Annotated in this window: 16 protein-coding genes; 11 read left to right on the top strand and 5 right to left on the bottom strand. The window is 44.6% G+C overall.

The features are described 5' to 3' along the window. Positions 1 to 11 precede the first annotated feature (11 nt). The 8 genes from L4D20_RS00420 (at position 12) to L4D20_RS00385 (ending at position 8,319) form a co-directional block, all read left to right on the top strand. Positions 12 to 620: a class I SAM-dependent methyltransferase gene (locus L4D20_RS00420; protein ID WP_428799591.1), complete on the top strand. Its 609-nt coding sequence runs from the start codon at positions 12 to 14 to the stop codon at positions 618 to 620. Between the two features lie 73 nt (positions 621 to 693). After that, positions 694 to 1,488: an alpha/beta fold hydrolase gene (locus L4D20_RS00415; RefSeq protein ID WP_428799590.1), complete on the top strand. Its 795-nt coding sequence runs from the start codon at positions 694 to 696 to the stop codon at positions 1,486 to 1,488. A gap of 431 nt (positions 1,489 to 1,919) precedes the next feature. Beyond that, positions 1,920 to 3,485 carry an ABC transporter substrate-binding protein gene (locus L4D20_RS00410; RefSeq protein ID WP_428799589.1) on the top strand — a complete coding sequence of 522 codons (1,566 nt, stop codon included), beginning with the start codon at positions 1,920 to 1,922 and terminating at the stop codon, positions 3,483 to 3,485. Positions 3,486 to 3,509: 24 nt separating this feature from the next. Beyond that, positions 3,510 to 4,529: an ABC transporter permease gene (locus L4D20_RS00405; protein WP_428799588.1), complete on the top strand. Its 1,020-nt coding sequence runs from the start codon at positions 3,510 to 3,512 to the stop codon at positions 4,527 to 4,529. Positions 4,530 to 4,532: 3 nt separating this feature from the next. Further along, positions 4,533 to 5,426, top strand: coding sequence for an ABC transporter permease (locus tag L4D20_RS00400; protein WP_428799587.1), 894 nt, complete (start codon positions 4,533 to 4,535; stop codon positions 5,424 to 5,426). A 31-nt stretch (positions 5,427 to 5,457) separates the two neighbouring features. Next, complete coding sequence (locus L4D20_RS00395; RefSeq protein ID WP_428799586.1) at positions 5,458 to 6,483, top strand: ABC transporter ATP-binding protein; 1,026 nt, start codon at positions 5,458 to 5,460, stop codon at positions 6,481 to 6,483. Beyond that, a complete protein-coding gene (locus L4D20_RS00390; protein WP_428799585.1) occupies positions 6,461 to 7,468 on the top strand; it encodes an ABC transporter ATP-binding protein in 1,008 nt (335 codons plus the stop codon). Before L4D20_RS00395 ends, L4D20_RS00390 begins: the two co-directional genes overlap by 23 nt. Continuing rightward, positions 7,465 to 8,319 carry a carbon-nitrogen hydrolase family protein gene (locus tag L4D20_RS00385; protein WP_428799584.1) on the top strand — a complete coding sequence of 285 codons (855 nt, stop codon included), beginning with the start codon at positions 7,465 to 7,467 and terminating at the stop codon, positions 8,317 to 8,319. The genes L4D20_RS00390 and L4D20_RS00385 overlap by 4 nt, the downstream gene beginning before the upstream one ends. 82 nt (positions 8,320 to 8,401) lie before the next feature. Here the strand turns inward: L4D20_RS00385 and L4D20_RS00380 are convergent, their stop codons facing one another. Beyond that, positions 8,402 to 9,661, bottom strand: a complete 1,260-nt coding sequence (locus L4D20_RS00380) for a DUF5666 domain-containing protein (RefSeq protein ID WP_428799583.1) — start codon at positions 9,659 to 9,661, stop codon at positions 8,402 to 8,404. A 108-nt stretch (positions 9,662 to 9,769) separates the two neighbouring features. Between L4D20_RS00380 and L4D20_RS00375 the strand changes: the two genes are divergently transcribed. The 3 genes from L4D20_RS00375 to L4D20_RS00365 all read left to right on the top strand — a co-directional run bounded on the left by L4D20_RS00375 (position 9,770) and on the right by L4D20_RS00365 (position 13,282). Continuing rightward, positions 9,770 to 10,438, top strand: a complete 669-nt coding sequence (locus tag L4D20_RS00375; RefSeq protein ID WP_428799582.1) for a response regulator transcription factor — start codon at positions 9,770 to 9,772, stop codon at positions 10,436 to 10,438. Further along, positions 10,410 to 11,684: a sensor histidine kinase gene (locus tag L4D20_RS00370; protein WP_428799581.1), complete on the top strand. Its 1,275-nt coding sequence runs from the start codon at positions 10,410 to 10,412 to the stop codon at positions 11,682 to 11,684. Before L4D20_RS00375 ends, L4D20_RS00370 begins: the two co-directional genes overlap by 29 nt. Positions 11,685 to 11,764: 80 nt before the next feature. Then, on the top strand, positions 11,765 to 13,282 hold the full coding sequence (locus tag L4D20_RS00365) for a protein adenylyltransferase SelO (RefSeq protein WP_428799580.1): 1,518 nt from the start codon (positions 11,765 to 11,767) through the stop codon (positions 13,280 to 13,282). 127 nt (positions 13,283 to 13,409) lie between these two features. Here the strand turns inward: L4D20_RS00365 and L4D20_RS00360 are convergent, their stop codons facing one another. The 4 genes from L4D20_RS00360 to L4D20_RS00345 form a co-directional block, all read right to left on the bottom strand. Further along, on the bottom strand, positions 13,410 to 14,042 hold the full coding sequence (locus L4D20_RS00360; protein WP_428799579.1) for a LysE family translocator: 633 nt from the start codon (positions 14,040 to 14,042) through the stop codon (positions 13,410 to 13,412). A gap of 77 nt (positions 14,043 to 14,119) precedes the next feature. Then, positions 14,120 to 14,920 (bottom strand): helix-turn-helix transcriptional regulator, encoded by an 801-nt coding sequence (locus L4D20_RS00355; protein WP_428799578.1) that lies wholly within the window; start codon positions 14,918 to 14,920, stop codon positions 14,120 to 14,122. 66 nt (positions 14,921 to 14,986) lie between these two features. Then, positions 14,987 to 15,568, bottom strand: a complete 582-nt coding sequence (locus L4D20_RS00350) for an NAD(P)H-dependent oxidoreductase (RefSeq protein WP_428799577.1) — start codon at positions 15,566 to 15,568, stop codon at positions 14,987 to 14,989. 22 nt (positions 15,569 to 15,590) lie between these two features. Further along, entirely contained in the window at positions 15,591 to 15,962 is a 372-nt protein-coding gene (locus tag L4D20_RS00345; protein WP_428799576.1) for a nuclear transport factor 2 family protein, read from the bottom strand. Between the last annotated feature and the right edge of the window lie 18 nt (positions 15,963 to 15,980).

The following is a 15,980-nucleotide window of genomic DNA, read 5'->3' as shown; positions in this document are numbered from 1 at the left end:
GCCCTTAAACTGTGCATCTTTTAGACCGACTCAACATTTATCTTTTTCACTACAATCGTACTAAAAAGTGGGCGGGAAATTTTTCAAAGATCCTAGGTTGGTCTAGCGACAAATCTCAATTTGCACGCTTCGAGGTGATTAAGCAGGCTGCTAATTTCAATGGTAAGCACCTGCTTGATCTTGGGTGTGGCTATGGTGAACTCTATGATTATCTCTCTCTGGATTCCCAACTGTCTACGTACACAGGTGTTGATCAGCAGCACCAGTTTTTAAAAGCAGCAAAACGAAGACTGCGCAATGAACGAGATATCTGCCAGTTTATCCGTAGCGATATCAGCCAATTCATTATTGAGGGTGCGGATATCGTCGTTGCTAGCGGCTCTTTAAACTATCGAAGCCGAGATCCTAACTACATCACCAAGATAATTACTCGTATGTATGAAATGGCACATGAAACCGTCATATTTAACCTGCTCGACGCTAGTTCTTTTCCTAAACAAACCTTACTTACTGGATACAATAAACAAGGTGTTTTGTTCTACTGCAAAACCTTGTGTCCTAACGTTGAAATAATTGAAGGGTACGCGAATGAAGATTTTACGATTGTGATGAGGAAGTAGTTATCTTTTCCCCATGAACTATACTCACCTTTGCTAGCCTTCTTCAGATCTGCGACTCCTACATGGAATACCTATGAACATAGCGCCCTATTTTGAGCAGTATGGAAGTGGAGATACCATCGTCTTTCTCCACGGCTCTTACGCGTCTACATCCACATGGAAAAAGATGGTTAAACAGCTTAGCAAGCGCTATCACTGTATTTTGATTAAGCTTCCCGGCCATTGCGGTGCACCTGAACCGACTGATTTCTCTAACCCTTCCATGGAAACCGAGCTAACCCTATTGAAACAGGTTGTCACAGCGTTAACCGATCAGCCTATTCACCTAGTTGGTCATTCAGTTGGAGCCAGCATTGCGTTAGCCCAAGCTTTAGAAGGAAGCTTAAAGCTGCGAAAAGTCACCCTATTTGAACCTGTATCCGTCTGGGTTTTAAGGCGTTCAGAAGATAATGATATGACCAATAGAGTCGACACGTTTTTATCCACCTATCGACGTGATACTGCCAAGAAAATACCCTATGTTTGTGGTCAGGTTATCGACTTTTGGGCTGGGGAAGGCGCGTTCGATTCACTCCCTGATTTTATTAAGCAAGGGATGGAACCCTTGGTTGAAAATAACATTCGCCATTGGGATATGGATTTGGCTGCCTCTTATACTCTGTTAGATTTAAAATTATGCACAGTACCTATTCAGCTCGTGTGTGGCACTCAATCAAATCCGGTCGCGAATGCGATTTGTGATCACCTAAACGAACACTTACCAAACAGCGATAAGCATGTCATTGATGGAGCGAGCCATTTCTTGGTCACCAGTCATGCTGAAGAGTGCCTTAAAGCTGCGGGATTAAACTCAGATATCGAGCCGTAATCATTGACCTTTTCACAGACCGGTTCATTCAATACTCATCCTGCCCCCTCCTCACTGACAGTTTATCGTCCGTAAAATGCCTCTTCTATTCATCTCGAATTGTAACTAAATGTTTGTAATATCAGTCGACACGAATCTGGGCTACTCATTCTTATTTTTAAAAACCAGAGATAGCGAAAAACTTCCGTCTCACATAGCACTACACGGATATCTGTAGTGTTGCCCTAGGCCCTGACTGAACTAGATCTTTTGATTAAGTCACCAATTTTCTTCCACATTCAACTGCCATAAACACCCAGTTTCCTCTTGCCCATATCTGGATCCATCAACACTGCTTGGCTGGTTCTATCCGCTATATGGGTGTTTTGCTAGTGTGATTATTGTTAATTAAACGTTACTAATCGGTAAAATCATTTCTATAAGGAATTAGTATGTCTTTGCTTAAATTACATTCATTGCCTGCTCGAATCGCTTTGTCGGGAATTATCACTCTCGGCGCTCTATACACGCCTGTTACTATCGCATCTGCCCCTAACTCGGCAACATACGCTATGTATGCCGATATTAAGGACTGGGATCCCGCCATCGCCTTTTCTATGGAAGTAGTGATGCTCAGTAATGTTTACGAACCACTTCTTTGGTACAACCCACCAGGAAGTGACGAGAAGTTTACTCCCGCTTTGGCCACTGATTGGAATGTCAGCCAAGACGGACTGACATGGACATTCAACCTACGAAAGAATGTCACGTTTCATGATGGTAGCCCTTTCAATGCCGAAGCCGCAAAACTATCACTACAGCGCACTATCGACATGAAAAAAGGCGCTTACTACATCTGGTCATCAGTTGACTCAATTGAAGCCAGCAACGACTACACATTAACAATCAAAACCAAAACACCTGCTGCGATTGATCTCATTGCCTCGTCCCAATACGGCGCTTACATTTATTCACCAACCGCTGCAGACAAAGGCAGTGAGTGGTTCAACCAAGGCAACGCGGCCGGAACAGGCCCTTACAAAGTGTCGCAGTGGCAGAAAGGGCAACATGTAGTTCTCGATAAAAATGACTCTTTTTGGGGAGGATGGAACGATAAGCAGCTTGATCGAGTCGTGCTAAAGCTCGTGTCTAACCCTGCTACTCAGGTTCAAATGATCAAGGCAGGTGACGCAGATTTCATCTCTTTGCCTTCAGCCGACTTAGTACAATCTTTAGCTAATGATAAGAACATCGTAGTGCAAGATACCGCCTCGTGGAAAAACTCTCAGTTCTTGATCAACACTCAAAAATATCCAACGGATAACGTTAAATTCCGTCAAGCACTGTCGCTGGCTTGGGATTATGAATCGGTTGTTGATTATGTTTATGCAGGCGGGGCAACCGTAGCAAAAGGGGCCATTCCGAGCACCATGTGGGGGGCGGATGAAAGCATCAAAGCTCCGGAATTTAACCTAGCGAAAGCAAGAGAGCTGCTAAAAGAATCAGGTGTACCGAAAAGCGATTGGAATATTTCGTTGGCGTACATTAACTCCTCAGAATCTTACAAAAACGCATCGCTTCTGTATCAAGAGAACCTTCGTCAAATCGGTGTCTCACTGGAGTTAAAACCGGGGCCATGGGGTAAGATTTGGAATGATGCGAAGAACCTTCGAACCGCTCCAAACCTTCAATCTATGACATGGTGGCCAACCTATGCTACACCATCAGATTGGTTGATTGGTCTGTTCCGTACCGAAGAGAATGCATCATTTAACCTGTCGCACTACTCCAACACTCAATACGATGCACTGGTTGATAAGGGCGTACAACTGGAAGGCTCAGACAGGCCTCAAGCCATTGATCTGTACCAACAAGCGCAGCGTATATTGGTTGATGATGCCGTAGCGATATTCTATGCCGATCTAAAAGGGCGAAATATCTACCGTAAAGAGTTAGCAGGCGTAAGAGCAAACCCAGCTTACACCGCTACCTTCTTCTATCCATTAACCAAAGATTAAGGCTAGTCGTAAGGAGATGGTCAGATGAAACGATATATGTTTAAGCGTTTTGGGATGTTACTGGGCATACTGTTCGGTGTTCTGACCATCACTTTTTTCTTAACTCGGGTATTGCCTTCCTCACCTGTTGAGATGATGTTAGGTGCTAAACCGACTGCTGAGCAAGTCGCGCAAGCTAAAGTAGAGTTGGGGTTGGATCAGCCCCTTCTTTATCAATACGCCAGCTACGTAAAAAATGCATTGATGGGCGATTTTGGCGTCAGTTTACGTACCGGCCAAACTGTCACCGCGGATATTAAATCACACATGTTGGCGACCATTGAATTGGTCACCATCGCTATTACTCTTTCCGTCATGATTGGTGTCCCGATTGGCGTATGGTCGGCAGTAAAGCGCAACACGATGGTGGATCAAGGGGCGCGTAGCCTATCCATCATTGGCGTTGCTGTTCCCTCTTTTTTCCTCGCTATCATGCTGCAGATGCTCTTTTATGGCGTACTCGGCTGGTTTCCTCTACAAGGGCGAATATCGGCAGAGTTAATGATAGACAGCGGCTTCTCACCGATCACTGGATTTTTCCTTCTTGATGCAGCACTCAGCCAAAACTGGTTGGTGTTTAATGATGTACTGAATCATATGATTCTGCCCATCCTGACTTTAAGCCTTTCAACACTGGCTATCTTTGTTCGAACCACAAGAAACTTAATGGTCGAAGTGCTCAAGCAAGATTACGTGCGTACTGGGCACGCTTACGGATTAAACCCCAAGCGAATCTATTTTTTCTATGCTCTTAAAGCCACGTTAATTCCGTTGCTTACCGTTGTCGGGCTGACCTATGGTTTCATGCTAGGCAATAGCGTCATCGTCGAGTCTGTTTTCGATTGGCCGGGCATAGGGCGCTATGTCGTTAACGCCGTTATTACCAATGATTTTCCCGCGGTCATGGGGGTCACGCTGTTTCTTTCAGGTAGCTACCTTATGGTGAATTTTATTGTCGATTTGATCTACTTCTCGGTTGATCCAAGATTGACGCCTCAGGAGTAACGTATGGACACGCTCTCTTCACACACTCAAGCGCCACCAGCTCATTCACTGACGTATAAATGGGCTTGGCTAAAATACCAATTTGGTTGTTATCCGTTACTTTTCATTGGCGCAGCATTGCTGCTATTTATGTTGTTGATGGCGGCGTTCGCACCTTGGATTGCTCCTTATGACCCAAGCCAAATCAACTTTGCTCACAAGCTACAATCACCCAATGCGCAGCACTGGTTTGGTACGGATAATTTAGGTCGCGATATTTTTTCGCAAGTGGTTTATGCGGGGCGAACCTCACTCACCATCGGTGTAGTGACCGTCGTTTTATCGCTACTGATTGGGTTACCCATTGGGCTGATTGCGGGTTACAGCGGTGGACGAATCGATACTATCTTGATGCGCTTCTCCGACATCTTCCTTGCCTTTCCACCAATGCTTTTGCCAATCTGCATGATCGCGATATTAGGCCCTGGGTTATTTAATGTCATGCTTGCTATCGCGCTTTCCTGGTTTCCTTGGTATGCCCGTATCTTACGAGCTTCCGTGCTTACAGTTCGCCACGAACTCTATGTCGAGTCAGCGAAGTCCATTGGTGTCAGCCACTTTGCCATTATGTTTCGCCATTTATTACCGAATGCAATGACGCCGCTTTTGATTCAAGTCTCAATGGATTTTGGCTACGTGATCTTATGGGCTGCAGCACTCAGTTTCCTAGGTTTAGGCGCAGTACCACCGACTCTTGAGTGGGGCTTAATGATAGGTAATGCACAATCACTGTTTCTCGAATATTGGTGGACGGCCGTATTCCCTGGGCTTGCGATTTTCATTTCCGTTTTAGCCACCAATCTATTGGGCGACGGTCTTCGAGATGCGCTTGACCCTAAATTCACCGGCAAGGACTAATTTCCTAGTAAGAATTAGCAAGGAATAAGCTATGAATGAAACCATATTATCAATTCGGGATCTGCATGTTCACTTTCCTGGATTCCTCTCAAAGGTTCATGCCATCAACGGCTGTAGTCTCAACTTGAAACACGGAGAACTTTTAGGTTTGGTTGGAGAATCAGGGTGTGGAAAATCCCTAACGTCCACTGCGTGTTTAGGGCTTTTTCCTCAAAACGCCCTGATCTCAGGAGAGATTTTATATAACGATCGTAATCTTTTAACCGCGTCTGATCAGGATCTCAGTACTATTCGGGGAAAAGACATTGCGATGATCTTCCAAAACCCAATGACCGCTTTGAACCCATATTTCAGCATTGGTCAGCAAATGCGAGACATCGTTATCGCCCATCACGCTTGCTCTCGCACAGAAGCGGAAAAGCGATGCCTTGCCTCGCTAAACAAAGTTCATTTACCCGATCCTAATATCGCTTTAAACAAATACCCTCATCAATTTTCAGGCGGGCAACTGCAACGAATCATGATTGCCATTGCGCTCAGTTGCGAGCCTAAAATTCTGATTGCTGATGAACCGACAACCGCATTAGATGTCACGATTCAAGCGCAGATCATCCTCCTTCTTCGGGAGTTGGTCAGCAGCGAAAACTTATCGGTTATTTTCATTACTCATGATCTTTCTGTCGTTGCCTCAATGTGTGACAGAGTTGCAGTGATGTACGCCGGAAAAATCGTTGAACAGGCAGAGATCACTCAGCTCTTTTCCGATCCACAGCATCCTTACACGCAAGGATTACTGCAGTCCGTACCAGAGCTTGGTAACCAGAATCGAACGCTTTACGCCATCAAGGGCGGGTTACCTGATATGCGCAAACCGCCAAAAGGGTGCGCATTTTATGAGCGTTGCCAATCGAGCAGCGAACAGTGTCAGCAACGACCACCAACCGAGATTTGGCAACAAGGGCGCATGGTGCGTTGTCATCACTCAACACTCGTTCAACCATCAGAAGTCGAAACTCAAATACAGGAGGGCGAGCATGACAAACACCTCTGCGCTTAACCATTCAGCTAGCCCTACTTTAAAAGTAGACGGGCTCTCAAAACGTTACCTTGTGGAAGGCAAGCCACTGCAAGCCTTTTCAGATGTTGAGTTTACTATCAAGAAAGGCCGCTGCTTAGCCCTTGTTGGAGAATCTGGCTGCGGTAAAAGCTCCATCGCCATGAGTGTCTTACATCTCATTAAACCCGATAGCGGCCGTGTTGAATTTGACGGTGTAAATCTCGACACGCTTACAGACAGTGAAATGAAAACGCTGCGCCAACACTACGGCATCGTATTTCAAAACCCTTATTCTTGTTTGAACCCACGACTGAGCGTTTATAAACTCGTCGAAGAGCCTCTCACCACTCACTACAAACTCAGTAAAGCAGATCGGCAAGCGAAAGTATTAGACGCGCTTTCGGCTGTGGGTCTTAATGAGCAGATGAGTAAGCGTATGCCACATGAGCTTTCAGGTGGTCAACGTCAGCGTGTTGGTATAGCACGTGCGTTAGCCTTAAAACCCAAATTGCTGATACTTGATGAGCCCACGGCTGCGCTTGATGTGTCAGTACAAGCAACCGTGATTAACTTGCTTAACCAATTACGTAAAGAGCGTCAGCTTAGTTACCTTTTCATCACCCATGATTTGGCGTTAGTCGAAAAAGTCGCTGATGAAGTGCTGGTTATGTACCTTGGGAAAATCGTCGAGTCTGGCCCTGTTGAACAAGTTTTTCGTCAGCCAAAGCACCACTACACTCAGGCATTAATCGCTTCGATACCGTCAATCGATCCAACCAAGCGACACACTCTAAAAGCGCTAAAGGGTGAGATTCCTAGCCCATTTAATAAGCCCAAAGGATGTTATTTCCACCAGCGTTGCCCTGAAGCACAAGAACATTGCACAACGTCTTCACCTCTACTAACTCGGAACTGTCACTCAGTCGCATGCCACTTCCCACAGCAATACCAAGCCGCATGTCACCAGATCAAGGAGCCTTCATGAGCTATTTTTCTATTGCAGGGCTTCAGCTAGAGCTCGAGATGCACAACAACCTTGATCTTCTGGTAAAGAAAACTGAACAGACCTGCACGCTCTATCCTTGGGTCAATATGGTGGTCTACAGTGAGTTAGCACTTACTGGCGCAGGAAAGCACAATATTGTTGAAGACACTGAGGTGTTAGAACAAGCACTGTGCGACTTAGCAAGACGACTCAATATTTGGCTTGTTCCAGGATCGTATTATCAGCGTGTCGATAGCGACATATTGAACCACCTTACAGTGATCAATCCGCAAGGCGAAATTGTCGCAAGATACAATAAGATCTACCCATTTCTTCCCTACGAAAAAGACGTTGCGAATGGCGACCAGTTCGTCACTTTTGATGTCCCTGACGTTGGTACCTTTGGCGTTTCCATCTGCTACGACATGTGGATCCCAGAAACCATTCGAGCACTAGTTTGTCAAGGGGCTGAGGTTATCATTCATCCGACAATGACCGGTACCATCGATCGGGAGTTAGAGCTTTGTATCGCCAGAACCCATGCGATCACCAATCAATGCTACTTTGTAGATATCAACGGTTCGGGTGACCAAGGGAATGGGCAATCAATCATTGTTGGCCCTGAAGGTGATGTTATCTACCAAGCAGACAGAACTGAGCAAGTCATTGCGGTCGAACTGGATTTGTCACGCGTTAGACGCACCCGCGAGCGCGGTATTCATGGTCTAGGGCAACCGTTAAAGAGCTTTCGAGATAATCCCATCGAGTTTCCACAGTACAAACAGGAAGGGGCTGTAGAAAGGGAGAGCGCTATGTTTTCTAACTTAGGCAAGTTAGAAGTCCCCAAATAAACTCTTTGTATAAACACAAAAACAAAGGGCAGCACCATGGTGCTGCCCTTAAAAGTTCTTCACTCTTGCTAAGCTCTAACGATTAATCATCGCAATCAGACAAGTAAGTGCCGTCAAAGTCACAATCAAGATCGACCCAGAAGCCGTGATGTTTATCGAGCGAACTGTCACTAGCTTCATACCCCCATAAGGTTGGGCTCTGTTTATCACCCAGAACAGGACCTTCTAGCTCAATGTCATCATCGTCTTCATCTTCACGTTCAATTTCATGAGCAATGAATGATTCGTTAAGATAGCGACCTTCGACTTCAACCCACGCATCATTCAAATTCCCAGTATGTAAACCGTCATCAAAGTCCGTGTTATGGTTAATCTCAATCTCGATGCCATTTATCTTAAACACGCCATTTTGATAGTCTGCTTTACCTTCAACTTCAAACTCTTTGCCTTTGACAAAATCACCGTCGTCTTCAAACTCAATTTCATCGGCAATTAAGCGACCATTACGGTATAGCAACTCAACTTCAACCCAACGACCAACGGCAAGATCTTCGCGCTTACCATCATCAAACTCCGTGCGATCCGTAACTGCAATATTGAGGTGGTTATTTAGCTGGATCATAGTCTTATCACTATTCACCCAAGTCAGAATACCTTCAATCTCAACACCGTCGTATTTAGTGTAATCGGTCACATCAATGTCAGTTGCGATTAGCTTGTTCGCCGCCATGTCACCAAACACTTCAACCCACGCACCATTTTTAAGATCACTTTCATTTTTGATTACTGCATTGCTGTACTCGACTTCAACCCCGTTGAGCGCAAAGCGATACTGACTAGCGTTAAAATTAGTCACTGTGCCTTCCATCTCAACAAAATCGATTTGAGGCATAAGCTGTACAGACACGACTTCAATAGTGCCATCTACCTGCGGATAAGTAGTCACCATCACCCAATCACCGACTTGGATATTGGCTAGGGTGGAAAATTCAAGGTCAATGCTGTTTACTGTAAAACGGTTACCCTCTCTAAACGTCACCTCACCCACCAATGAAGGATCAAGCTTTAACTCGGAGATGTTATTATCAACCACGTTAGCTTGAACACGCATACCGTTATCCAGATGTTCGAAAGACATGTCGATATCACGGTACGATACTTGTGCATTGCTGCCACGTAATGGGTAACCATTGACTTCAAGGGTCTGATTAGAAACTGACAGCTGATTTACTTGGCCATCAACCATGCCCGTCTTAGAATTAGATATACTTTGATTATCATCGCTACTACGACAAGCAGTTAACGACAGCGCTACACACAGTGCCAATATCGACTTATTCATTTTTTACCTATTTGGATTATCGCTCGACAAACTGGAGCTGAAAAATTTGCCGCCATGTTAGCGATCAGGTCGTGAAGCAAACGTGAAGAAAGAAAGTAGAGCCTATTAATGAAAGTACTTGTCGTCGAAGACCATCAACAAATTGCCGAAACCATCTCTGATTACTTGGAGCTCGAGGGGTTTATTGTTGACTGCTGTTACCATGGTGAAGCCGCTATTTCATTGGCCTCAGAACAAAAATATGACGTAATTATCATGGATATCATGATGCCGAAACTTGACGGAATTTTAACAACGTCAAAACTACGTAAAGAATTGTACTGCGGCACACCGATTCTATTTTTGACCGCTAAAGACTCATTAGCAGACAAAATTTCAGCGTTCAACGCAGGGGGAGATGACTATCTTGTTAAACCCTTCGCCATGGAAGAGCTAGCGATTAGGTTAAGAGCACTCTCACATCGTGGAGAGAGAAAAGACATTGGTCTTCTTCAATACGAAGACATCTCGATTAACACCGAAACAAAACAAGCCTACCGACAAGATAAACCAGTAAAACTGACTCAAATCCAATATAAAATACTGACGCTATTGGTTCAGAAAGCTCCTAATCTCGTATCTAGAACGGATGTAATTCATCATGTTTGGGGCGAGGACACCCCGTCGAGCGACGCGCTTCGAAGTCATGTCTATGGATTAAGGCTCGCACTGGATAAAGGCTTCACACACTCAAGGCTGGAGACCGTTCATGGCCAAGGTTACAAATTCAAAGCGTAATCCCTACCCAAGTATTTATAAAAAAATTCGCTGGGGAGTTGGCCTGCCTGCACTGGTATTATTCGCGATTTTTTGGGGCATGATCTATTGGGCGGAAAACCAAATGGAAGTGATCAGCCTTCACCATTGGATTGATACCGAATCAAGCCGCTACCATCGAGATTATCAAAACGTTGGTGATTTAGCCCCTGATCCAAATCCCAATGAATTCTATAGCTACTGGAGCGAAACAGATCGTCCAGATTGGCTCAAGAAATATGACCAGCCAGGCTTCTACGCACATCGATTCTTAAAAGAAGAAAAGCACTTTCTTGTTACCAAGCACCCTTCTGGATCTGGGCTGTTTTACATTGTGTTTAAAGACGAAGCAGACGATTACCTTGATGACTATGAAGCGATACTACACCTAACCACACTCATATTAGGGGGCCTAGTCGGGATTGGGATGCTGCTTTATAGCCTCTATTTAATTCGCTCACTCTCTGCGCCACTCAGTCAGATCGAGAACAAAATTCATAACGTAACGCCAGAGCATCCTGATTTCACGGTAGATACCCAGTTTAAAGAGACCAGAGAAATTGAAAAAGTGCTCCTTGAAAGTAAGCAAGCCATTGCTAAAAGCTTCCAACGAGAGCAGGAATTCAGCGGCTTTGCCTCCCACGAGCTTCGATCGCCTATTATGGTGATAAAAGGCTCCTCAGAGTTACTGAAAAAAATTCCGGATCAACCCGCTATCGCACTCAAAGCCATTAATCGTATTGAACGGGCTAGCGATGAGATGGCACTTCTAACCGATGCTTTTTTGATTCTGGGTAAAGAAACTATCGACTTAGATTCTTTCGCACAAATAGACCTTGAGCGACTACTGCGTAGACAGATTGACACCCTGACCAGCGCGATTTCGTTAGCCGAACAATCCAATAATGAGCAATACTTGCTCACCATTAATGAGGCTGAGACTTGCCACGCACCAACGAGCTTAGTCACTGTCGTCATCAATAATTTATTAAAAAATGCCTTCAGCTATAGCTCTGATACGGTGTCCATCTCATTATCGAATACAACGTTGTCGATAAGTAATCCCTGTGGAGAATTAGGCGATAATAAACAAAGGGGCTATGGCGTAGGTCTGGTCATTGTTGGGCGAATTTGCGAGCGCATGGGTTGGCAATACCACCAGCATCAAACCCAAGTGAACTATGAAACGCAGATACACTTTTCTAGCCGTCCGCATCAAGATATGTAAAGCTAGCCTTCAAAGTACAATTGAAAGTGTACTACTGCTCATTGAAACAAATAATTACCGCCAACAGATAGGGTGTTACCGTGGCTAAAAATAAAACAGACCAAGATGTCACTTCAGAAAACAGAGCCACATTCCATGTTCCGTTTGATAACAGTTATGCACGAGATATGGTTGGTTTCTATCATCAACAAAATGCAGAACCAGCACCTTCTCCGGCACTTATCAAATTTAATCACTCGCTAGCTGAGTCATTAAATATCGACATTCAATCGACCGATGACGAACAACTGGCTCAAGTGTTCTCAGGCAACCTGCCAATTACTGGAGCAGACCCGATTGCCCAAGTGTATGCAGGGCATCAATTTGGCCATTACAACCCACAACTGGGGGATGGTAGAGCACTGCTTCTCGGCGAGGTTATCGATACCGCAGGCCTGCGTAAAGACATTCAGCTTAAAGGCTCTGGTCGCACACCCTATTCTCGATCTGGTGATGGCAGAGCAGCTATCGGGCCAGTATTGCGTGAATATCTCGTGTCGGAAGCGATGCACGCACTTAAGATTCCCACAACGAGAGCATTAGCAGCGGTCACGACAGGCGAACAAATTTGGCGTAATCAACCCGCAATAGGCGCTATTGTCACTCGCGTTGCGGCGAGCCATATCCGCGTAGGTACATTCCAATATATTGCCGCCAACGACAATCAAGATAAGCTTAAACAACTCGCAGACTACACCATTGAGCGTCATTACCCTGAAGCCAAAGCATCAGACAACCCATATCTCCAGTTACTGAAATCAATCTGTCAGCGCCAAGCTGAGCTTGTTTCTAAGTGGCAACTGGTGGGCTTTATTCATGGCGTAATGAATACCGACAATACCACTATTTCAGGTGAAACTATCGATTATGGTCCATGCGCATTTATGGATCACTATGACCCTAATACGCTCTTCAGTTCTATTGATGCTGAGGGTCGTTACGCTTACCGTAATCAACCCCATATTGCCCAGTGGAACCTGGCTCGTTTAGCTGAGGCTCTGCTGCCCCTTATTTCAGAAGATGAAGAAGAGTCCGTTGAACTTGCCACTAACACGCTTCACGAATTTTTAGCATGTTATCAAGGCCTTTGGCTTGACGGTATGCGATCCAAACTTGGCATAAGCAATCAAGAGGATGGGGATTACGAACTCGTTCAAGAATTGCTCACAATACTCAAAGAACAGAAGGTCGATTTTACCAATTTATTCCGTTCTTTATCCAATGCTGCCAGTGGCGACTCAAGCAAAACAATCACTCTCTTTACTCAAACTGAACGTTGGGAAGAGTGGCAAACTAAGTGGCTAGAACGACTTGAAACAAATGAAATACCAAGCGCAGAAAGGGTTTCGTTAATGAACGCCCATAACCCAGCGTATATCCCTCGAAACCACAAAGTGGAAGAAACACTATCAGCGGCAGAGCAAGATGGTAATTACCAGCCTTTTGAGCGATTGCTGTCTGTGCTGATGAATCCGTTTGAAGAGCAAGATAATTGTGAAGAGTACGCACAGCCTGCGCCAAGCAACCTTGGCCCTTATCGAACGTTTTGTGGCACTTAATCGCATTGAACTACCACTAGGTCAGCCGTAATTCATTGGTGAGTTTAAAGCTCACCAATGTTTCAGTTAATTCAGTTTTCACCAAATTAACTGAAACATCGCACACAACTTCAATTAACCCTTCCCCTTAACTACTTGCTATTAACCAGGATTTAATCATCGGGTTATCAAACATTAGCCACAAGCTGACCACCAATAAACAGCCCGCATAAAAGAAGTTCAGTAACTTTTCATACACTGGATTACTGGAAATTCTGGCCAAGCCTTCGCCAATTGACACCCAGAGAAAGTGCGTCGAAATATTCAAGAGCGCCAACCAAACAATCAAGACCGCAATACCATATCCGCCAAAGGTTTCCTGCGATTGTGCTGAGAACAGAGTGAACATCAAAAAAACCATCAGCCAGCCTTTGCTGTTTAATAGCTGAATGATCAGTCCATCAAAAAAACTCAATTCTTTCGACTCCCCACCATGATCAGTGCCACTCGACTTAATGAATTTCACAGCTAAATAAACGAGATAACTTGCGCCGACCAACTGCATCACATTCATGACGCTTGGGTGAGATTGAACAACTTCCCCTAGCCCATAACCAATAATGACCGACTTAATAATGAACACGCAATCTACGCCAGCCACTAGGGCTACAGAGCGCTTAATACCCACCTTTGCACCTGATGCCGCAAACACGATGTTGGCAGGGCCAGGGCTAAACACCAGAGGGAACATTACCCCCAACCACGTCAAAAACAGACTCATATTTCACCTCCTTGAAAAAGAAATGAAACAGTAATCAATCAGCCATGTGGGATCTTGTACAAAATTGACAAACGGATTTATCGAGCTCGATAATTCGACGGGGAGATGCCAAACGCCTTTTTGAAATTACGCGTAAAATGGCTTTGATCATAAAAACCACAGGCTAGCGAAGCGTCGACACAACTTGAGCCTTGCGCTAGCAGCGCTTTGGCCTTCTTCACTTTTATCAAAAGAAGGTATTGATGCGGAGTAATACCAAATACGGCTTTAAAGCTTCGAATCAATTGAAACTTTGAGCAACCAGAGACTTGTTCTAATTCAGCCAGAGAAGGGTTGGAATCAAAATTATCGCATATAAAGTCTCTCGCTAAATAACTGCTTTGGCTACAAATGCTATACGCTTTATCTTCCCTCGCAGAGCCGTAGCGAGTAAACAGCTTCTCAAGTGCCAGTATGTAGAACGACTCTTTGCTCAACTCAAAGGCTGACTGTTCTAACGATATGTGAAGCTGCAATAATTCATCAAACAGTGCTTCATCAAAGATCAGTGGACGTTCAATAATCGGGTTAATTGGCATGCCATGATTGGCAAATTGATGAGCCAATTCTTCGAGGTTGAAGTAGAACATTCGATAGCGCCAACCATCAGAACCTCCTGAAAATCCGGTGTGAACTTCAGCTGGGTTGATGGCGACGATATGACGCTTGGGTATGATTAGATTACTTCCACGATAGAGAAGGCCTTCAGCACCCTCTTCGATAATGCCTATCGCCAATTCGTCGTGCCAATGTTTGGAAAACTCAAACGTGGTGTAACTTGCAGACAAAAGCTCTACACCTGAAAACGTTTCGTTTCGCCATATTTTCGATGTTTCCAAATCTATCCTCCAATCCTTAGCGTGATCATTTGAATCAATACGACTGACATCCTCAAGAATTTGTCACTAAAACGTTGCCTTAATTTTACCAACAAAACGCTCAACACGAGACGTTGAAGCACTCTCGCTTTTGTAGAATGACAACATTTTGAATTTGCATCCCTTGGTGCATGCCCCTAATAAAGCAATTTTTAGAATTCGTTTTACTGGTTTCCATAAGACAAAAGTATCTACCCACCACGGTGAGCCTAATGTCGTCAGTACCTTCACTTCTTTTAAGTTATCCAATCGAGGTGTAATCGCACCAAGATCAGAGGCGTGGTCATAAGCATGGCCCGGAGCCCATACGCGGTCAAACCACCCTTTCAAGATCGCTGGAAAGCCAAACCACCATGTCGGAAATATCAGTACGAGTGACTCCGCTTCACGTAATTGAGCAATATCACTGGAAAGCCGTGTCGAATCAAAGGGGTTCGTATAATAGCTGTGCCTTTCCGATTGGCTCAATACTGGGTCAAATTCGTCTTGATAAAGGTTTTTAACGGTTATTTCATATCCCTTGGAGCCTAGGTGTTCGACTGTTTTATCGGATAAATGACGGCAAAGACTATTTTCAAGCGGGTGGGCTAATACAACCAAACATTTCACTACGTATTCCTTATCTTTCAAGTCATGTGTTTGTGGCGTAGAGCTGAGATACATCGGCATAGATTTTGTAATCGATAATCAGTCCCTCTTTGACGGTTAAAAATGTCGCAAATTTGGCTGCATAAAAACTGCCATCCTTTCTTACGTAATTAACCTCGCCATTACAGATAATGACATCATCTTGTTGCCAGATACCATCAAAACTGTGACCCATTTTTGCGATAGAATCGAAAAATTGATGATTGACGTCCACGACAGAATCTTTGCCTTGAACTGGATCTACGTTGCCAAACCTGAAACTTATCTCTGGGTGAAGCAATTCAGACAGAGCGGTCGCATCTCGACTATCAACAATTTGGTAGAGTGCTTGAATATATTCGGTTGGATTATTCATTTTCATTTCCTTGTGGGT

This window comes from Vibrio kyushuensis, assembly GCF_050337325.1.
GTDB lineage: Bacteria > Pseudomonadota > Gammaproteobacteria > Enterobacterales > Vibrionaceae > Vibrio > Vibrio kyushuensis.
This window is presented reverse-complemented; position numbering and strand designations above follow the sequence as displayed.

What these genes read in the sequence shown, in the direction of transcription:
- L4D20_RS00415 (WP_428799590.1), top strand. Translation starts at nt 694, where the DNA reads ATGAACATAGCGCCCTATTTTGAGCAGTATGGAAGTGGAGATACCATC.
- L4D20_RS00410 (WP_428799589.1), top strand. Translation starts at nt 1,920, where the DNA reads ATGTCTTTGCTTAAATTACATTCATTGCCTGCTCGAATCGCTTTGTCG.
- L4D20_RS00405 (WP_428799588.1), top strand. Translation starts at nt 3,510, where the DNA reads ATGAAACGATATATGTTTAAGCGTTTTGGGATGTTACTGGGCATACTG.
- L4D20_RS00400 (WP_428799587.1), top strand. Translation starts at nt 4,533, where the DNA reads ATGGACACGCTCTCTTCACACACTCAAGCGCCACCAGCTCATTCACTG.
- L4D20_RS00395 (WP_428799586.1), top strand. Translation starts at nt 5,458, where the DNA reads ATGAATGAAACCATATTATCAATTCGGGATCTGCATGTTCACTTTCCT.
- L4D20_RS00390 (WP_428799585.1), top strand. Translation starts at nt 6,461, where the DNA reads ATGACAAACACCTCTGCGCTTAACCATTCAGCTAGCCCTACTTTAAAA.
- L4D20_RS00385 (WP_428799584.1), top strand. Translation starts at nt 7,465, where the DNA reads ATGAGCTATTTTTCTATTGCAGGGCTTCAGCTAGAGCTCGAGATGCAC.
- L4D20_RS00380 (WP_428799583.1), bottom strand. Translation starts at nt 9,661, where the DNA reads ATGAATAAGTCGATATTGGCACTGTGTGTAGCGCTGTCGTTAACTGCT.
- L4D20_RS00375 (WP_428799582.1), top strand. Translation starts at nt 9,770, where the DNA reads ATGAAAGTACTTGTCGTCGAAGACCATCAACAAATTGCCGAAACCATC.
- L4D20_RS00370 (WP_428799581.1), top strand. Translation starts at nt 10,410, where the DNA reads ATGGCCAAGGTTACAAATTCAAAGCGTAATCCCTACCCAAGTATTTAT.
- L4D20_RS00360 (WP_428799579.1), bottom strand. Translation starts at nt 14,042, where the DNA reads ATGAGTCTGTTTTTGACGTGGTTGGGGGTAATGTTCCCTCTGGTGTTT.
- L4D20_RS00345 (WP_428799576.1), bottom strand. Translation starts at nt 15,962, where the DNA reads ATGAATAATCCAACCGAATATATTCAAGCACTCTACCAAATTGTTGAT.